The organism is Alicyclobacillus acidoterrestris, from assembly GCF_022674245.1.
In the GTDB taxonomy this organism is placed as follows: Bacteria; Bacillota; Bacilli; order Alicyclobacillales; family Alicyclobacillaceae; genus Alicyclobacillus; species Alicyclobacillus acidoterrestris.
This window is the reverse complement of the sequence record NZ_CP080467.1, coordinates 3293554-3312554: the sequence shown is the minus strand read 5'-3', so window position 1 is coordinate 3312554 and position 19001 is coordinate 3293554. Positions and strand designations below refer to the sequence as shown.

Here is a 19001-nt window from a genome sequence, read left to right as displayed (position 1 = left end):
GTGTGTAGTCATTCCTACAGCTTATTTGCGTGGCGTGTTAAAGCAAGGAGGCTTTCCGGTATGTTTGGCATACCATTATGGGCGCATCGTGGTTATTCTGGTCGGTACCCAGAGAACACAATGGTCGCATTTGCGGCAGCGGTTGAGGCCGGTGCCGCAGGGATCGAGTGTGACGTGCGCATGACGAAGGACGGACACTTCGTCATTTTGCACGACGCATATGTCGATAGGACGACAAACGGGCAGGGTCCGATATCTGAAATGACACTTGCAGAGGTTCAGCAACTGGATGCCGGTAGTTGGTTTGGCGAGGCGTTTGTTGGAATGCCAGTTACAACACTGTCGTCGTTGGTTGCCTATGTGAAGCGGTGTCCGCAGTTGGTGGTGAATTTGGAGTGGAAGGTGTCTCTCGCTGACCCTGCACGACTCCAGCGCGCCATGGGCGTATTGGAGCGGGCAGGGATTTGGAAGCAGGTCATTCACAGTAGCTTTGACACACAGACACTACAGGCCATTCGGCGGGCGCATAGAGATGCAAACGTTGCGCTTCTCACCGAGGAGGAGCAGGCGTCGCCAGACGGCCTCGAGGTAGCTGCTCAGCTTGGTGCCATGGCCATCCACCCACATTATCGCCGAGTCACTCAGCGGTATGTGCAGCGTGCACACCAGCTTGGATTGCGGGTTCATCCGTACACGGTCGACAACCCGAAGGCTATCGCGTGGCTGGAGGACTGCGGGGTGGACGCCGTGATCACAAACTGGCCTCGTTTTGACTTGCCGTGACAGGTGATCGATGAAGTGCCATCGCGATCACGGTGAAGAGAAAGACCAGAAGTAACGAGATCGGAATCAGCCAAAAAGCTCGGTTGATACTCAAGTTGGTGGAGAGCACGCCAATGAGCCAATTGACGAGAATGCTACCAATGCCAGCGAAGGTCAATAACAGTCCAATCACGCGTCCCGTCTCAAGCGGAAATGCCTGGCTCGCTAGATGGACGATGGTTGGAAACGTCACTGCGAATCCTAATCCTGATAAAATAAATAGAATGGGCCACTGCGGAATGAGCAGTACGGCTGCGAACAGTGCCAATGAAAAGACACTGCTGTAGAGCATGCTCGCGTACGAACCTAGTCGATGAACCCACAACGGTCCCGTTAATCTGCCAATGCTAAAGAGTAAATAGAAAGCCGTGAGGTACCAGGAGCTTAGTGACACACCCATATGACGTGCATTCACTAGGTAGGTTGGCAGCCAAGACGCTGTCCCAACTTCGGCCACGACGTACAGCATGATGCTCAGTAGAAACGCGTAAAACAGCGGTGTCGTGAGTGCTTTTCGTCGGTTTGATACAGAGGAAGGATCAGCTGTGCTCGACTGCGTTCGAATGTTCGGAAACCGATAACGCGCGATGGACAATGCGGTTGCTAGTGTCAAGATTCCGACGGCGAGAAACGGTGTGGACCAGTGTCCGGACTGAGTGGCGAGATAAATCACCAGCGTCGGGAAGAGCGTGGCGCCGATTCCGTAACATCCGTGCAACAAGTTAAACCCTGCGCTCTCTGCACGGGCGGAGTTGGATACGGCGGGAATGATGGCGTTTAACGCGATTTCCAACCAGCCCATGATAAACCCAAGCACAAAGAAAGCGAACCACAGGAGAACGAACGAGTTTGGCACCGCTACGAGAACCAGTATGGCCCCCATTGCAATGGATCCGAAAAGGAGCGTTCGCGTTAATCCTGTGCGGTGGATAATGAAGCCACTTGGTAGGCTCCCAAGCAAGTAGCCAATCGAATTTGCCGCGAACAGCGCGCCCAATTGGGTATATGTCACGTGCGTCTGCGCTTGTAGCATGGGGCCTGTGGCGCTGCGCATCGCATCAATGGCCCCGTAGAGCAACATGCCCCATAAGGCAAAAACAAAGCCAAATCGATAACGTTTCAAGTTGCACCATCCATTCGGCAAAGCATCCAGGTGTAAAGATACACCTGGATGCTTTGCGTTGCGCCTATTGGCGCGTTCATTCAACTGTAGGACAACATCAATAATTGTCCGTATGGATGACTTCGCGCCGTGCGACACCCGTATCGTATGCAGCTTTCGCTACGGCATCGCTGACCTGTTTGACGACAGCTTGGTTGAACACGGAAGGAATGATGTAGTCCTCCGTTAACTCTTCCTCCTTGATGACGGAGGCAATTGCGTATGCAGCAGCTAGTTTCATTTCTTCGTTGATGGTCCGCGCCCGGGCCTTCAAGGCACCCTTGAACATGCCTGGGAAGCAGAGGACATTGTTGATTTGGTTTGGATAATCACTGCGGCCGGTAGCCATCACGCGTACATACGGCGCAGCTTCCTCCGGTTTGATTTCCGGGGTCGGATTCGCCATGGCAAAAACAATCGGATCATTTGCCATCTTTTTCAGATGCTCTACCTTCAACACGCCAGGGCCGGAAACGCCAATGAAGATGTCCGCACCGTCAATGGCTTCGTCGAGCGTTCCTGTGACGTTGTGCGGATTGGTGTTCTCTGCGTACCAGTTCCACGTGGCATTGTCGTATGTTTGATTGCGGTGCAACACGCCATCAAGCGTGACGCCCAAGATGTTTTTGACGCCAGCGGCGAGCAACATTTTGGTACATGCGACACCGGCTGCGCCAATTCCGACAATCACAACTTTACAGTCCTGTAAGCGTTTGCCCACGAGTTTTGTGGCATTGAGCAGTCCGGCGAGTAATACGACGGCCGTTCCATGTTGGTCGTCATGGAAAACAGGGATGTCGAGTTCTTCGCGAAGTCTCTCTTCGATTTCAAAGCATCTTGGAGAACCGATGTCCTCTAGGTTGATACCGCCAAATGCAGGGGCAATACTCTTCACTATTCTTACAATTTCGTCTGTGTCCTTGGTGTCGAGACAGATTGGAAACGCGTCGATGCCAGCGAATTGCTTGAACAGCATCGCTTTGCCTTCCATCACAGGCATCGCGGCATGTGGACCAATGTCGCCAAGTCCAAGAACGGCTGTCCCATCAGACACGACGGCCACGGTATTGCGCTTGATGGTGAGTTGATAGGCTTTTGATGGATCTTCGTGAATCGCTTCACAGACCCGCGCTACGTGCGGCGTATACACGCGCGACAAATCGTCGCGGTTTTTGACTTGAATCTTCGGTGTAACCTCCAGCTTGCCACCGAGGTGGACGAGGAAGGTGCGGTCTGATACAGCGACGACGTGAATTCCTGGTTCGCTGTTCAGCATATCGGAGATTCTCTTGCCGTGTTCGCGACTTTCGACAGTGACTGTGACATCGCGTACGACGACATCTTTACTGACGCGAATCACGTCAACGGCATTGATGTCACCGCCAGCCACACCCACCAAACTAGCGACCTTAGCAAATGTGGTCACCGAGTTGGCGAGTTCCAAACGATAAATCAGGCTAATACCCGGACTGCGAACTTCCACGAGCAAAGACCTCCCCAATTATCACAGAGATGACGCATAAAATCCCTTTGATATTACCAAACTCCTATGCGCCGGGACAACATCCGCCCCACAAGTTGCTTACCTTTCGCTAGAATAGACTAAAATGAAAACTGCAAAGAAACGGGGAGATGTTGTGGGATGGTGGACCGAGCCGCTGCGGCGTTGGACGGAGGCGCTGGCGATTGAGTCGGTTGTCGAATATGCGCCTGCGACAAGCCGTTCTGCGATTGGACAGTGGGCAAACGAGAATCTTGAGTGGCACATCCAATTAGATGAGGCGACAAGGGTTCGGTTCCCTGGTTGGCATCCGACTGACGCAATGCGAGATGCGCTGTTATGGACTTTGTTCAATAATCGGGGGGCGCAGGCGGGATCGGCTGATGCGCTGGAATTGGATTATCGCGCATTGCTCGATAAAGACGTCGGTGAACTTGTCCTCGAGATGTCCGCCGCCGCGCCAATTCAGGCTGTTTCTTGCGAATTTTGGTCATACCCTGGGTACTTGTTCTTGGTGCGTCGAAAAGGTGCGCTGGTCGATACGGATGAGGCAGAGAGCGCTTGGGCACAGATGATTCCGGACGTATTGCGGGCCGTCCTTGGCGAGGGGTGGCACCGCGTACTGGGCGAGCGGCAGGATGTCATTGCCTATTTGCCTGCTTCAAAAGTCGATGAGGCGGTACTCGACGCAGCCGAATTTGCGGATGCGGAATGCATGACCAAACGTTTGGAGAGCGTGGCGAAATTGCTTGTGTCCGCGATTGCAGAGGATGCCTATCACGATGTGATGGTGTCCGTATCGAGGCGCATTGAACAGCCTCGGCAACTCTACGCGGGTTTGGTTTCTGCTGTGCTTGCTGCGCGGCTGCAGTGGCCCGACAATGTGCGCACGGCAGTGTATGGCGACGCATTGTTGCCGATGTTCTCAGCGCTGGCTACACAGGACGCTGTGGAAGCGTTTTGGCAGGGGCTTGGGGAGCGTTGCCAAGTGCCGGTGGACGCCTGGCCGGAAGATTGGCTGGAGATTGTCCGCGGCGTGATTTCGGCGAACTTGAACATCAGTGAGGCTGCGCGCATTCTCTATGTTCATCGGAATACGCTGATTCATAAAATCGATAGGCTGGAGCAGGTCACGGGATATGACGTGCGCAACGTGACAGACGCGATGATTCTCTATTTTGCGGCACTCTTGAAAACGCAACAAATTGCCCTGAACTAAACGCGCGATAGGTGCAAGATGTACATTCTGCTGCCGACGCTGGTTTGTTAGGCTGGGGATACAGAAGGATTTCATACGGTTTCGCAAAGGGTTGCAAAAAAAGGAGGACACCTCGTTGGCACGCGTACATCTCCACCATATCACGAAGACATACAGCGGTGCGACTGAGCCGGTAGTCAAGGATTTCAATCTGGATATCGAGGACAAAGAATTTGTCGTGTTTGTCGGTCCATCTGGCTGTGGCAAGACGACGACGTTGCGCATGATTGCTGGGTTGGAGGACATTACAGGTGGCGATTTGATCATCGGCGATCGCAGGGTCAACGACGTTGCGCCAAAAGACCGCGACATCGCGATGGTCTTTCAAAACTATGCACTCTATCCACATATGTCGGTGTATCAGAATATGGCGTTTGGCTTAAAGCTTCGCAAGGTCCCCAAGGCGGAAATCGACAAGCGTGTACACGAGGCGGCGCGTATTCTCGATATTGAGCATTTGTTAGATCGCAAGCCGAAGGCGCTATCTGGCGGTCAGCGCCAGCGTGTTGCGTTGGGCCGCGCAATTGTCCGTGAACCACAGGTGTTCCTCATGGACGAACCGCTCTCCAACTTGGACGCCAAACTTCGTGTACAAATGCGTGCGGAAATTCGTAAGCTGCATCAACGGTTGCAGACGACGATGATTTACGTTACACACGACCAGACCGAGGCAATGACGATGGGGGATCGGATTTGTGTCATGAAAGACGGCATTATCCAACAGGCGGACACGCCGCAGGTCGTCTATAGTCAACCGAAGAACATCTTTGTTGCGGGATTTATCGGCTCCCCGGCGATGAACTTTATCAAAGGGGATATCATTGCAGACGGCGACAAACTTTACTTCCGTGCGCCTGGCATTTCAATATTGCTGCCGGAAGGCCGATACAGCGTTTTGAAAAGCGCTGGTGTCATCGGAAAGCCTGTCGTTCTAGGTGTTCGCCCAGAGGATTTGCACAACGAAGAGCTGTTTATGTCGACGTACCCGGAGGCAGTCGTCGACGCAAAGGTGGAAGTCGTGGAGCACATGGGTTCAGAGGTCTACTTGCACGTGAACATTGGGTCCTCGTCGATGGTGGCTCGTGTGAACCCACGGTTTAGTTTCCATCCAGGCAGTGAAGTGAAACTTGCTGTCGATTTGAATAAAATTCACATTTTTGATGCCGAGACGGAAGAGTCCATCGGGTTCTCCCACGCGGTGGAGGCGCCTGCCGTCACGATGTAAACGTGAAAAGAGGGGGGTGACGACGTGGTTCAACAAAGTGTCAAGATTGCGTTGGTTCGCGGACTCGCGGCACGCCCAGCCGCCGAGTTTGTGAAGATGGCTTCGTCGTTTGAGAGCCGGGTGCGCATTGGCCGCAATGGCCAGTGGGTGGATGCGAAGAGCATTCTGGGCGTGATGTCCATGGCGTTGTCGCAGGGTGACGAAATCATTGTGCAGGCGGACGGAGCAGACGAGGATGTCGCGCTGGCTTCGTTGGTCAAATTTCTGAGTGCACCAGGTCTCTAGGCATGTGCGTCTATCCCCCCGAAGCCGTTCGCCGAGGTAGGGTATGTTGACTGTTTGATACGTTTGCAACGGTATAAAAGTTTACAGACGGCGCAACCGCGAAGGCGTTGCGCTGTTTGTCGTGTTCGGGTACGCTTTGTATGATGAATTGTCGTGATGATGAAGAAGCTGATTGGCACGAATGAAAGGGAAAAGGGGGAGAGGCTGTGCAACCGGATGCGCCTTTACATAGAGATATCCGAATTCTCGGCGATTTATTGGGAGAAGTCATTGTTGAACAGTGTGGCCAGTCCGTGTTTGACCATGTAGAGAATATTCGCCAAGCTGCGAAAGCTTTTCGGGGTCACCCTTGTGCAGAGACGCGCAGTGCGTTGCAACAGGCGGTCGAAAATGTTCCGGGTGCGCTTCGGAGTGATACGATTCACGCGTTTTCAGTCTATTTCCAACTCGTCAATCTAGCAGAGCAAAATCATCGCTTGCGCAGGCGAAGAGCCTATGAAAAGTCTGATCAACCACAGCGCTGGACGTTCCAGGAGACAGTCGCGGCGCTCAGTGCGCAGGAAGTGTCCTCAAGCCAGGTTGAAAATCTGCTGCATGAAGTCGGCATTGAGTTAATTCTCACTGCGCATCCGACTGAAGCGTTGCGGCGGACGGTGCTTGACAAGCATACAAAGATCTCTGCAGCGCTTGAGGAGATGGATGACCCGCGCAAGACGCCGCGCGAACTCGGTCGGTTGCGCGAGCAGATTCGCACGCAGATTATCGCTTTGTGGCAGACGCGCTCTGTGCGCAAGCAGCGCATTAGCGTCATCGACGAAGTTCGAAACGGCCTCTATTTCCTAGATCAGATTTTGTTTGACGTGTTGCCTGAGGTCCATGAAAAATTGGAGCGCGCTGTGGAGGAAAACTATCGACTTGAGCGCGTGCATTTGCCTGCTTTAATTCGGTTCGGTTCTTGGATGGGCGGCGATCGCGATGGGAATCCGAACGTGACACACGACGTGACAGAAGAGACGTTAAAGTTGCACTTCGACTTGGCACTGTCCAAATACCACGAGAAATTGCACGAATTGGCGCACGATTTGAGTTCTTCCGTGGAACGTGTCGGCGCTGATGCAGCATTGCTCGAGTCCCTGGACGAACCCTGCGATGAGCCGTATCGGGCCAAGATTACGCAAATGCAACGGCGCCTTGCGAATACCAAGCGGTACGTGCATGGGGAAGTCACAAAGCATGATAGATATCACGATGTATCTGAATTTCTGCGCGACATTGAGTTGATGGATAAGTCGCTGCGGGCGCATCGCGGTGAGCGGCTCGCGGATACCTTTTTGCGGCCACTGCAACTGCAGGTGAACCTGTTTGGCTTTCATATGGTCACCCTCGATATTCGTCAGCACAGTGGCGTTCATGAGCACGCTGTGGGCGAATTGTTGGAAGTGGCAGGCCTTTCCGATTATGCGTCGCTATCTGAGGGGGATAGGGTCAAAGTCCTGACGGACTGTTTGGGATCGCCGCGCCCGATTCGCAATCCGTATCACGGATATACTCCGCAGACCGAGGAGGCGCTCGCTGTCTTCGATTGTATTCGCAAAGGCCACATCCAGTTCGGTCGGGCCTGTGTTCAAGATTATTTAATCTCCATGACACAGGGTGCCAGCGATTTGCTGGAAGTGCTTTTACTTGCCAAGGAGTGCGGTTTGTTTGGTTGGCCTGAAGGCCCGCTCCAGGCGCCGACGAGCCATTTGAACGTCGTGCCGCTGTTTGAGACGATTGAGGATTTGCAGGCGGCCCCATCCATCATGCAGTCGCTGTTTGAAAACCCAGTTTACCGTCGCCATCTGGAAGCTCATCAGAACGGACAGGAAATCATGCTTGGGTATTCTGACAGCAACAAAGACGGTGGCTATCTCACCGCCAACTGGTCGTTGTACAGAGGCCAACAGGCGCTGCTCGACGTCGCTGAAGCGCATGGCATTCGGCTGAAGTTCTTTCATGGCCGGGGTGGGGCGTTGGGCCGTGGCGGCGGTCCGGTAGAGCAGTCAATTCTGGCTCAGCCCGCGCGGGCTTTATATGGTCACGTGAAAATTACTGAGCAAGGTGAAGTCATTTCGCAGCGCTACAGTCACAAAGGCATTGCTGAGCGGTCTCTGGAGTCTGCCGCCGCCGCTGTGTTGCGAGGCGCTGCGCACGCGCGCTACGACCTGCACGAACAGGAACCGCAGGCGTGGGTGGCGTTACTCGACAAGGCGTCCCAGAAGTCGTTTGAAGCGTATCGCGCCTTTGTCTTTGGGGACGATGAATTCTTGACCTATTTTCACACGGCGACGCCCGTCGATGAAATCGGTAAGCTCAATATCGGATCACGCCCCGCGAAGCGCAGTCAATCTGCCAGAATCGAAGATTTGCGCGCCATTCCATGGGTGTTTTCGTGGACGCAGAGTAGACACCTGCTACCGGCCTGGTATGGGTTCGGGACATCGATGGAAGAGCTTTTGCAGTCGGAGGAAAACCTGCAGCACTTGCGTGAGATGTACCGCGGCTGGCCGTTTTTCCGGACGCTCATCGACAATCTGCAAATGGCACTGGCGAAGGCTGATATGCTTGTGGCGCGCGAGTACGCGCACCTCGCTGGCGACCTTGGCGAACGGCTGTTTTGCGACATTGAACAAGAATATGAGCGCAGTCGACGCGCCGTGTTAAAGATTACTGGGTACGACGAGTTGTTAGATAACAAATCGGTGATTCAGTCGTCCATTCAACTGCGCAATCCGTATGTCGATCCGCTTTCATTCTTCCAGGTGCGACTACTTCGGCAGTTGCGAGAGACGTCTGACGAGGCCGAGCGCAGCGCGTTGCTAGCGGATGTGCTGCTGACGATTAACGGCATTGCAGCGGGCCTTCGAAACACAGGTTGAGGTAGGTTTCGAGATTGCAAGTTCGCCGTGTGTACTCTACCATGTAAGTAGCGTTTCAGATCTACTGGCCGTGATGAATTTCTATCCATCGTGGCCGATTCAGCGTTCATCATCACTTGGGACAATTTCGTGATTCCGGGACGCTATAAGTCCCTGCGGGGGTGGTCATCATCCGAAAAATTGCTGTATTGACAAGTGGGGGCGACGCGCCGGGTATGAACGCTGGCGTGCGCGCAGTCGTCCGAACGGCGATTTATCATGGACTTGAGGTCGTGGGGATCCGCCGGGGATATGCGGGACTTCTCGACGGGGACGTAAAACCGATGCCACTGGAGTCTGTCGGTGACATCATTCAACGCGGGGGGACCTGTCTCTACACGGCTCGCTGCCTTGAGTTCTTGACGGAGGATGGGCAACGTCGCGGATATGAGCGTCTAACCGACTTGGGCGTGGAAGGTTTGATTGTGTTTGGCGGAGACGGGAGTTTTCGCGGGGCACAGAAGTTGCACCAACTCGGCATCAAAACCATCGGCGTTCCAAGCACCATTGACAACGATATCGGTGCTTGTGATGCGAACATTGGGTTTGATACGGCAGTGCAAACGGCGATTGACGCGATTGACAAAATCCGCGATACCGCGACGTCACATGAACGGACCTACGTTATCGAAGTGATGGGGCGCAGTGCCGGGCACATTGCGCTCGCGGCAGGGTTGGCCGGCGGAGCCGAATCTGTTTTGGTGCCGGAGGTGCCTTACAAGCTTGAAGACGTCGTGGCGAAGCTGCAGCGCGGTGTCGCGCGCGGCAAGAAACACTCCATCATCGTCGTCGCAGAGGGTGCGGGCAACGGTGCGGAAATTGGTCGGTACATCGAACAGCACACGGGGTTCGATACGCGCGTGACCGTGCTTGGCCACGTGCAGCGCGGTGGTGCGCCGAGTGCGGCGGATCGAGTGTTGGCAAGCCGTCTAGGTGCGCACGCTGTCGAGTTGGTGATGGCTGGCGTATCCGGACACATGGCAGCCACCAAAAATGGCGAGTTGACTTCTGTACCGTTTGATGAGGTGTTTCGCGCTGAACGAAAGCCCTCTCATGCGGTCTATCAACTAGCAGATATTCTGTCTATTTAATAGCCATACCGGGCAGCATACACACAAATGAGGAGTGAACGAAATCGTGATTGAAACCATTCGACAGTATCTGGGCGAAGAGGCAGACTACCTATTAAATCACAAGGCAGAGAGCATTCCACAATCCACCATCACCACGCCGTCCCCGACCTACCTTGACGACGTCTTTACATACACCAATCGCAACAATCAGGTGCTGCGCAGTTTGCAATCCTTGTACGGAACCGGGCGTTTGGCGAACACGGGATACGTGTCCATCCTGCCGGTTGACCAAGGGATTGAGCACTCAGCTGGCGCCTCGTTTGCGAAGAATCCGATTTACTTTGATGCAGAAAACATTGTGAAACTGGCGATTGAGGGCGGTTGCAATGGTGTGGCATCGACGCTTGGCGTTCTGGCGTTGACCAGCCGGAAGTACGCACACAAGATTCCGTATATCGTCAAGGTCAATCACAATGAGATGCTCAGTTATCCGAACAAGTATGACCAGGTGATGTTCGCTTCGGTGAAGCAGGCTTGGAATCTCGGCGCTGCGGGTATTGGTGCGACGATTTACTTTGGGTCTCCGGAATCTACGCGTCAACTCCAAGAGGTGAGCGAGGCGTTTGCGCTGGCGCACGAATTGGGGATGTTTACCATTCTTTGGTGCTACCTGCGCAACGAAGCGTTTGTCAAAGATGGCGTGGATTATCACACCGCTGCAGACCTGACTGGACAGGCGAACCACCTCGGTGTCACGATTGAGGCGGACATTATCAAGCAAAAACTACCGACGGTCAATGGCGGTTACACCGCGTTGAATATGGGCGAAAGCAGCTACGGAAAGACCGACAAGCGGATTTATTCCGAGTTGACGACAGATCACCCAATTGACCTGACACGCTATCAGGTCGCTAACTGCTATATGGGTAAAATTGGCTTGATTAGCTCTGGCGGCGCTTCTGGCGCGAACGATTTCGCTGAGGCTGTGAAGACGGCGGTTATCAACAAGCGCGCTGGTGGGATGGGTCTGATTTCGGGCCGCAAAGCGTTCCAACGTCCAATGGACGAGGGCGTTAAGCTCTTGAATGCCATCCAAGATGTCTACCTCTGTGAAGACGTCACGTTGGCATAAGGGGTTTTACAGGCACCCTTCGGGGTGCCTTTTTTGAATATGGCGTATTGTAACGATTGTGAGTTAGGAAGGAGAAACACCGTGACCAAGCCAGTGGTCGGCGTCATCATGGGAAGTCAGTCTGATTGGGATACTATGGTGCACGCGTGCACGGTACTGGACGAGTTAGAGGTCCCGTACGAGAAGAAGGTCGTGTCCGCGCACCGTACACCCGATTATATGTTTGAATACGCTGCTACGGCTCGTGCCAGGGGGTTACAGGTCATTATCGCGGGTGCTGGCGGTGCCGCACACCTACCAGGCATGGTAGCAGCCAAGACAGATTTACCGGTCATCGGCGTACCAGTAAAAACGTCGACACTTCAAGGATTGGAGTCGCTGTTGTCCATCGTACAGATGCCGGGGGGGGTACCTGTCGCCACAATGGCGATTGGTCGCGCTGGTGCGACAAACGCTGGGTTGTTTGCTGCGCGGTTGTTGGCGGTCTCTGATGATGCGCTCGCCAGTCGCTATGCAGCGCGCCGTGAAACCATTGAGCGGCAAGTGCTGGATGGAGGTGAGCCCGGTGCTTCGTGACGCAAAATCCAATGATGTGACCTCCGTGATTTTGCCGCCTGCCACAATTGGCATTTTGGGTGGCGGCCAGCTCGGTCGAATGATGGCGCTCGCTGGGCGGGCTTTAGGTTATCGCTTTACGGTTCTTGATCCGACACCGGACTGCCCTACTGCCCATGTTGCGGACAAGCAGGTCGTCGCGGCGTTCTCGGATATCGAAGCGGCTCGGCGACTCGCGGAAGCGTCGGACGTGGTGACGTATGAATTTGAGAACGTCGACGCCGACGTGGCGCAAGCGCTGGAGACGTTCAGCCGTGTGCCACAGGGGAGTACACTTTTGGCGACGACACAACATCGCGTACGCGAAAAGACGTCGCTTTCCGACGCTGGCATCCCAGTGACCCCGTTTGTACCCATTTTTTCATTCGAGGATTTCGAGAACGCAACGACAACACTCGGCCCAAAAATCGTGGTCAAAACGTCCCGCGGTGGATATGACGGCAAAGGGCAGTGGATGATTCATTCACCTGCTGACCTTTCGGCGCATCGCGCGGAATGGGAAGAGATTTTCGTTGTAAATCGCGATAGCGGCAGTTCGTTGGCCCCTTTGATTGCGGAACAGTTTATCCCGTTTCGCGGGGAATTGTCTGTCGTGGTCGCGAGGAATGCAAGGGGAGAAGTGAAGGCGTTCCCACCTGCGGAAAACCAGCACGTCAATCACATTCTGCATCTCTCCATTGTGCCTGCGAGATTCCCGGAACCCTTACTCCATCAGGCGCAGGTGCTTGCTGAGCAAATCGCGCAGGCGATGGAGATTGTTGGATTGCTTGCCGTGGAGATGTTCGTTACAGAAGACGGGCAGTTGTTCGTCAATGAACTCGCTCCCCGACCGCACAACAGTGGGCATTATACAATGGACGCCTGTGTGACCAGTCAGTTTGAGCAGCACATTCGCGCTATCTGTAACCTCCCGTTGGGAGATGTCTCTTTGCTGACGCCGGTCGTGATGGTCAATGTCCTCGGGCAGCATTTAGAAGAAGTATTGGCCCGAATGTCGACGTTGCCAGGACATGTCAAAGTGCATTTGTATGGAAAGGCAGAGGCGAGGACGGATCGGAAAATGGGACATTTGAATGTGTTGTGCGATCACGTTGACGAGGCACTCAACTGGATTGACAAACAGGAGATTTGGAATTAAGCGTTCGTTTTGATACCTTTATGCCCCGCGAAGGAAAGAGGCGGCACATCGGGAACACCCGGTGTGCCGCCTCTTTTTATGTACACCCAGGGCGCTAGGCAGATTCCAGTTAATCTTATGAAATGTAATTTATGTGTAAAGTATAGGTTTATTCGACTTGTAAAGTTATGGTTATTAGGTGATAATTTTATTAATTAATATAAACTAACTATTTATATTATCATATTCTAATTTTAACATTGGAAACATGATACATGACTAACAAAGTCAACTTTCAGCTAGGGTCAGTATCGTGAGGCAAGCCTATAACGGAAGGATGATGGAGATGGCTACTGATTCGGTCGTCAGGTGAAGCAGCTTGTTCAACAACACTGGGACGGTAAGACGATCTGCGGAAGTTGGCAACTTGATTCAGCAGTACTTGGCCGCGCCTGATTTGGCGAAGCGAACCGCAGTATTCAAGCAGATTTTGGAAGTGACGAAGCAGCAGGCGGCGGTTGTGTGGCTTTTGCAGCCGTCGAATATTTAAGGTGTGTCGAACCAAATCAATTGGCAGCTTAACGGAGCGACGCAGATTCAGATTCAACAAATTCAGGAGAAGTAAACCATGATGCTTTCTGTCATCCAAGCCGTCAGACGTCTGTTTGGCGACTTCATGGTCCTGTTGGCGGTTTCCGTCTTACTCTTTGTCGTCAGCAAACTGATGGGCGATCCCTCTTATTCTATCTTGTCTATCGATGCGACACAGTCGCAAAGGGCTGCGTTTCGGGCGGAAATTGGCTGGAATCAATCGTTTTGGGCGCAATTGCTGCACTACGTGGGACGCACGGTAACAGGTCATTTTGGGAACTCGTATGAAATGCAACAGCCTGTCAGTCAGATTCTCGTGCCGTATGTCTGGGGGACCATTAAATTAGTTGGTTTGTCGTTGCCACTGGGAATGATCGGGGGAATTGTCTTCGCGTTTCTCAGTTTGTGGGCATCGGACAGAACTGAACGCATGTTTCAGCGGTTTCTATTATTGCTGTATTCACTGCCAGGTTTTGTTCCGGTCATTTTGGCGATTGAGATTTTCGGCGTCAAGTTGAAGTGGTTCCCGCCTTCGGGTAGTTAAGGAATTCAGTCTCTGGTGATGCCTGTGGTGCTGCTTGCTGGCTCGGAAGCATCAAGAGTGGTCTCTTACTGCGGACGAAATTGCGGGAAGTGATGGAGGAAAAGTTCGTTGTGACTGCGCGCCAAAGGGTTGGCGCCAAGGCGTCTGTACATTCAGTATTTGCTGCGCCCTGCGTTGATTTTAGTCTTCTCCTATTTGTCGATTCAAGTTGGTCAGTTGCTCGGAAGCACGATTATTGTGGAGAACATCTTTGCGTATGAAGGGGTCGGGAGTCTGGCAATCCATGCTTTGTCCACGCGGGACTTGCCGCTGCTTCAAGGCTGTATTTTTGTGCCCGCGATAATCTTTTTGGCGTTGCGATTTGTCACTGATCTCGTCCAGCCGTGGCTGGATCCGCGCCTTCAGCAGGCAGGGCGGAGGGTAAGCGCATGAGTCAGCGATGGGTAGGTCGAAAGGCGATATTGGGTTGGTGTGTCTTCGGTTTGGTGCTCGCCGCAGCTCTCTATATCGCGACAAGCGGCCATTTTTATTCGCCGATTGAGCCGTTTGTCGGAGGGAAGTTGCAACCGCCTTCACACGCATTTCTGATGGGGACAGACGAACTTGGCAGGGATGTGTTGAGTCGCCTGATCGCGGCGACGGGCGTGACTTTGGGGCTATCCTTGGTGTCGGTCGTCCTCGCGATGCTGATTGGGACTTTATTGGGAATGGGCGCCGGTTACAATCTCGTTCCGGTCCTCACACCAGTCATTTTATTTCTCGGCCAAATTTCAATCATTTTCCCAACTCGTTGGCTTCCACTCATGATTGTTGCGCTATTTGGAAATCACGCGCTCGGCATGGTGCTTTCGATGTTCTTTTCACTGTGGGGTCAATTCTTTTGGTTGATGTATGACGAGTCGAGGGGGCTCCAGGGCAGAACATTCATTCAGGCGGCTTATGCGGTAGGTGGAACGAAATGGAAGGTTATCGTCTTTCACATCCTTCCGTACCTGGCGCCTACGGTCTTGGTACTCGCTACCTTATCGTTTCGAACCGCCATCGGGGTGATATCGACGTTGAGTTTTTTGGGCATCGGGTTGCAACCGCCGACGCCGACTTGGGGGTGGAAGCGATGGTTTCATTCGTCTGTGGCGGTTTCGGCTGTCCGCAACGTGTCGCTGCGGATTCGGGCCGGTGAGACAATCGGATTGGTTGGGGAAAGCGGATCCGGCAAGAGCACATTAGGCCGCTGCCTGGCCGGACTAGAAAAGCCAAGCGCAGGAAGCGTGTTTTATGGGGACTTGGAGATTTATTCGTTATCACGGCGCGAAGCGCGGTTATTGCGCAGGCGCATTCAGTACATACACCAAGACCCTGTAGACGCCTTAAATCCATATCGGACAATTGGGCAGAGCCACTTTGGTATTTTGGCGTGAAAAATCATGCGGATAGAAGGGCGGCGGCAGAGCGGCTGTTGGAGATGGTTGAACTGCCGACTACTTATTTGGACAAGTATCCGGTAGAGTTGAGTCGTGGGCAATGCCAACGAGTGAATATTGCGCGGGCACTGATGGTAGAGCCGGAAATCATCATTTGTGATGAAGTGATTTCGGCGCTAGATGTTTCGACAGGCGTGCAGATTTTACACCTTTTGAAAGAATTGCAGCAGCGAAACGGCTATGGTTACTTGTTTGAGCGTTTTGCAGATTTATAAACTCCCGCAGGGCAAGGGTTCTGAGGGCATGAAAAAGGACTTCACCCCAACCTTCGAGAAAATTTCAAGTAACCCAAACCAGAAATTTTCGAGGAGGGAAGTCCCACTATGTATATTCTCCAACCATCGCTCTTTTCCTTTGAAGACTGGTTAGAAATTGACTCCAGCGATCGTCTGCCCTTGTTCTTTGCTGTCTTGGATTTACAACCCTATGCTTCAAAATTGAGAAAACAGTCACCCCAAGGCGCGAAACCTATGAATCGTGAAGCGATTCTGCGTGCATTGCTGGCTGCTCCGCTTGAAGGAATCTCAACGTTCACAAGGCTTCATGAACGGTTGGCGCTAGATATATGCTTTCGCTACCAGTGTGGGTTTCGAATCGACGAAGCAGCCCCGTCGGTCTCCACACTGAGTCGCGTGTTTTCAGCCGTTGTTGAGTTGGGTCTCGCTGAGAAGCTCTTCATTGACCTGGTTAGTCAATGTAAAGAAGCGAGCATCATCAACGGACGCCATTTGGCTGTGGACAGTGCCGCCGTGAAGTCCTACGAGAAAAAACAACCTAAGTCCAAGAGCCAGGAAACGGGCAATGCCAACTGGGGCGCAAAATACGATACCTTTGGCAACAAGCTTGCTTGGTTCGGATACAAATTCCACTTGGCTGTGGACACCGCGAGTGAACTGCCAGTTGCTTTGGATGTCACACCAGCGAACGTCTTTGATGGTGAGATGGCGGCGCCATTGCTGGAACACGTCGTGACGACGCACGGTTGGAAAATCGACTTTGTCATGATGGATGCTGGATATGATCAAGTCAAAAACTATGAAACGGTTCGTCAATATGGTGCACAGGCGATTATCGCGATGAACAAGCGCGGTGAAAAAGAACCGCCTGAAGGAATCGCATCGGACGGGACGCCGCGTTGCACGATGGGATATAACATGGTGTATTGGGGTGCGGACGGTGACCGACTAAAGTTTCGCTGTCCGCACGCGGTTGGGAAGGTGGATTGTCCGCTTGGAATCGCGGCATGTTCCGAATCCAACTACGGTATGGTGGTCAAAAAGCGGATCACAGAAGATATTCGGCGGTACTGCACACCACACCGAGGCACGCAGAATTGGAAGTTGTTATACAACGAGCGAACTGCTGTAGAGCGTTGCAACGCAAGGCTTAAGACAAATTTGACGGCAAACGACGTCCATGTCCGAGGCATCCGAAAAGTAAAGGCGTACATGTTCCTCAACGCGATCGTGTTACTTGCATCGGCACTAGCTGTGAACCATATCGAACGACACAAGAAAACTGCATAAATCATAACAAGTTGACCTGATGAGACACGGCGCAAGAATACCGATATATGGAATATTGTCTGCTTACCCTAGGTGTTGTTCCTTTTTCACCTCCACCCAAAACGACCATTCTGCAAAACGCTCGTTTATTTCGCACGATTTGTCGCGCGTCATACAAATCAGTTGTTGCGCTCAGTGGGTGAGCATCGTGTGATGTGTCACTTCGTGGAGCCATCACGGATAGGGGACGTCACTTAGCTTCAATAATGCTCTCTTTTGCACACCTGTTTAGTTGCACCATCTGTGACATTTGCGTATACTCTGAACCGAAAACATATTTTGCGGCGTTGATGAGGCGAGTAAATCAGGATAATCCTACAGGGAGGCGCACCTTGACTGGAAGTGTGCCGGATGAAACTGATTGAAGTTCCCCTCAGAGCTGCAAGGTTGAACGGCGCGAGTATTTGGGGTGGACCCAGTCTTGGACGTACAAGTAGGCCTTGCCGGATGGAGTCGATTGAGTCGACTCATCCGTTATCGTGAAGAGTCGGGCGACATCTGTCGCCAATTAGGGTGGTACCGCGAGCAACCTCGTCCCTACGGAGGGGGGGTGCTCTTTTTTATTTTCCAGCGGCAATCGAGGTTATGCCGGGATTTCCGACTGATGATGGAGGGGCGTCCATGGATTTAGAAGCGTTGAAACAAGAATTGGCTACGCTGCACGCCAAAGCGCTGCAAGAATTGGATGATGTGCAGGATACCAAGCGCTTAGGCGAATGGCGCGTCGCGTATTTGGGGAAAAAGAGCGAATTGACGACGTTATCGAAGCAGATGGGACAATTGGATGCACAGACCCGTCCGCTCTTCGGACAGTTGTTAAATGAACGCCGTCAAGCGCTGGAAGGTGCATTTACCAGCAAACGCGAATCGATTGAGGCCGCAGAACAGAACGCGCGACTGGCGGCGGAGACCATTGACATCACATTGCCAGGACGACACAGAGATGTTGGCGCAGTTCATCCAATTTCCCGGGTGATTCGCGACATTGAGGACATTTTCTTGGGCATGGGATTTATGATTGCGGATGGGCCAGAGGTCGAGACGGATCGCTATAATTTTGAAATGCTCAACCTTCCAAAAGATCACCCTGCGCGGGATATGCAGGACACGTTTTACATCACGGAAGAGCTCTTGATGCGGACCCACACTTCGCCGATGCAAGTGCGCACGATGGAACAAATGCATCCGCATGCGCCGATTAAGGTGATTGTTCCGGGGCGTGTCTATCGTCGGGACGAAGACGATGCGACGCACTCGCACGCGTTTACCCAGATTGAGGGGCTGGTCGTCGACAAGGGCATCCGGATGAGTGACCTCAAGGGCGTGCTGGAGGCGTTTGCGAAGGCGCTGTTCGGTGAACATCAGCGCGTTCGGTTGCGCCCAAGTTATTTCCCGTTTACAGAGCCAAGCGCCGAAGTCGATCTCGTCTGTGTCCACTGTCAGGGCCACGGTTGCCGCGTCTGTAAGGATACTGGGTGGATTGAGATTCTCGGTGCGGGCATGGTCCATCCGCGCGTGCTCGATATGGCTGGATACGACAGTTCAATTTACAGTGGTTTTGCGTTCGGCATGGGCCCAGAGCGCATTGCGATGTTGAAATATGGCATTACGGATATTCGTCAGTTGTACCAGAACGACCTCCGGTTGTTGCGCCAATTTGCGAAGGTATGACG

16 protein-coding genes, 1 pseudogene and 1 other annotated feature are annotated in these 19001 nt (G+C 53.1%); of the genes and pseudogenes, 15 read left to right on the top strand and 2 right to left on the bottom strand.

Annotated features, from left to right (window positions below):
- Positions 1-60: 60 nt before the first annotated feature.
- On the top strand, positions 61-783 hold the full coding sequence (locus K1I37_RS16285; RefSeq protein ID WP_021298514.1) for a glycerophosphodiester phosphodiesterase: 723 nt from the start codon (positions 61-63) through the stop codon (positions 781-783).
- On the opposite strand, the gene K1I37_RS16280 is transcribed toward K1I37_RS16285, so the two are convergent.
- Both K1I37_RS16280 and K1I37_RS16275 read right to left on the bottom strand, forming a co-directional pair.
- Positions 752-1945, bottom strand: coding sequence for an MFS transporter (locus K1I37_RS16280; protein ID WP_021298513.1), 1194 nt, complete (start codon positions 1943-1945; stop codon positions 752-754). The two genes, K1I37_RS16285 and K1I37_RS16280, sit on opposite strands and share 32 nt — an antisense overlap.
- Before the next feature lie 97 nt (positions 1946-2042).
- Positions 2043-3467 (bottom strand): NAD-dependent malic enzyme, encoded by a 1425-nt coding sequence (locus K1I37_RS16275; RefSeq protein WP_021298512.1) that lies wholly within the window; start codon positions 3465-3467, stop codon positions 2043-2045.
- Positions 3468-3621: 154 nt separating this feature from the next.
- Here K1I37_RS16275 and K1I37_RS16270 point away from each other — a divergent pair, with 154 nt between their 5' ends.
- The 14 genes and pseudogenes from K1I37_RS16270 (at position 3622) to pheS (ending at position 18999) form a co-directional block, all read left to right on the top strand.
- Positions 3622-4704 (top strand): PucR family transcriptional regulator, encoded by a 1083-nt coding sequence (locus K1I37_RS16270; protein WP_021298511.1) that lies wholly within the window; start codon positions 3622-3624, stop codon positions 4702-4704.
- 115 nt (positions 4705-4819) lie between these two features.
- Positions 4820-5968, top strand: coding sequence for an ABC transporter ATP-binding protein (locus tag K1I37_RS16265; protein WP_021298510.1), 1149 nt, complete (start codon positions 4820-4822; stop codon positions 5966-5968).
- Between the two features lie 24 nt (positions 5969-5992).
- Positions 5993-6253 (top strand): HPr family phosphocarrier protein, encoded by a 261-nt coding sequence (locus K1I37_RS16260; protein WP_021298509.1) that lies wholly within the window; start codon positions 5993-5995, stop codon positions 6251-6253.
- 206 nt (positions 6254-6459) lie between these two features.
- A complete protein-coding gene (gene ppc, locus K1I37_RS16255) occupies positions 6460-9171 on the top strand; it encodes a phosphoenolpyruvate carboxylase (RefSeq protein WP_021298508.1) in 2712 nt (903 codons plus the stop codon).
- Between the two features lie 170 nt (positions 9172-9341).
- On the top strand, positions 9342-10301 hold the full coding sequence (gene pfkA, locus K1I37_RS16250) for a 6-phosphofructokinase (RefSeq protein WP_031219293.1): 960 nt from the start codon (positions 9342-9344) through the stop codon (positions 10299-10301).
- Positions 10302-10347: 46 nt separating this feature from the next.
- Positions 10348-11415 carry a class I fructose-bisphosphate aldolase gene (locus K1I37_RS16245; RefSeq protein ID WP_021298506.1) on the top strand — a complete coding sequence of 356 codons (1068 nt, stop codon included), beginning with the start codon at positions 10348-10350 and terminating at the stop codon, positions 11413-11415.
- A 39-nt stretch (positions 11416-11454) separates the two neighbouring features.
- Positions 11455-11991 (top strand): 5-(carboxyamino)imidazole ribonucleotide mutase, encoded by a 537-nt coding sequence (gene purE, locus K1I37_RS16240; protein WP_081654288.1) that lies wholly within the window; start codon positions 11455-11457, stop codon positions 11989-11991.
- A complete protein-coding gene (gene purK, locus K1I37_RS16235) occupies positions 11966-13168 on the top strand; it encodes a 5-(carboxyamino)imidazole ribonucleotide synthase (protein ID WP_051189662.1) in 1203 nt (400 codons plus the stop codon). The genes purE and purK overlap by 26 nt, the downstream gene beginning before the upstream one ends.
- 358 nt (positions 13169-13526) lie before the next feature.
- Positions 13527-13697 (top strand): hypothetical protein, encoded by a 171-nt coding sequence (locus K1I37_RS16230; RefSeq protein WP_021298503.1) that lies wholly within the window; start codon positions 13527-13529, stop codon positions 13695-13697.
- Positions 13698-13775: 78 nt separating this feature from the next.
- Positions 13776-14282: an ABC transporter permease family protein gene (locus tag K1I37_RS16225; RefSeq protein WP_021298502.1), complete on the top strand. Its 507-nt coding sequence runs from the start codon at positions 13776-13778 to the stop codon at positions 14280-14282.
- Positions 14283-14411: 129 nt separating this feature from the next.
- Positions 14412-14714 carry an ABC transporter permease subunit gene (locus K1I37_RS16220; protein WP_021298501.1) on the top strand — a complete coding sequence of 101 codons (303 nt, stop codon included), beginning with the start codon at positions 14412-14414 and terminating at the stop codon, positions 14712-14714.
- Positions 14711-15978, top strand: a pseudogene (locus K1I37_RS16215) (ATP-binding cassette domain-containing protein). Before K1I37_RS16220 ends, K1I37_RS16215 begins: the two are co-directional and overlap by 4 nt.
- Before the next feature lie 108 nt (positions 15979-16086).
- Positions 16087-17289: a transposase gene (locus tag K1I37_RS16205; protein ID WP_242215927.1), complete on the top strand. Its 1203-nt coding sequence runs from the start codon at positions 16087-16089 to the stop codon at positions 17287-17289.
- Between the two features lie 317 nt (positions 17290-17606).
- Positions 17607-17870, top strand: a binding site (T-box leader).
- 94 nt (positions 17871-17964) lie between these two features.
- A complete protein-coding gene (gene pheS / locus K1I37_RS16200) occupies positions 17965-18999 on the top strand; it encodes a phenylalanine--tRNA ligase subunit alpha (RefSeq protein WP_031219256.1) in 1035 nt (344 codons plus the stop codon).
- Positions 19000-19001: the final 2 nt, after the last annotated feature.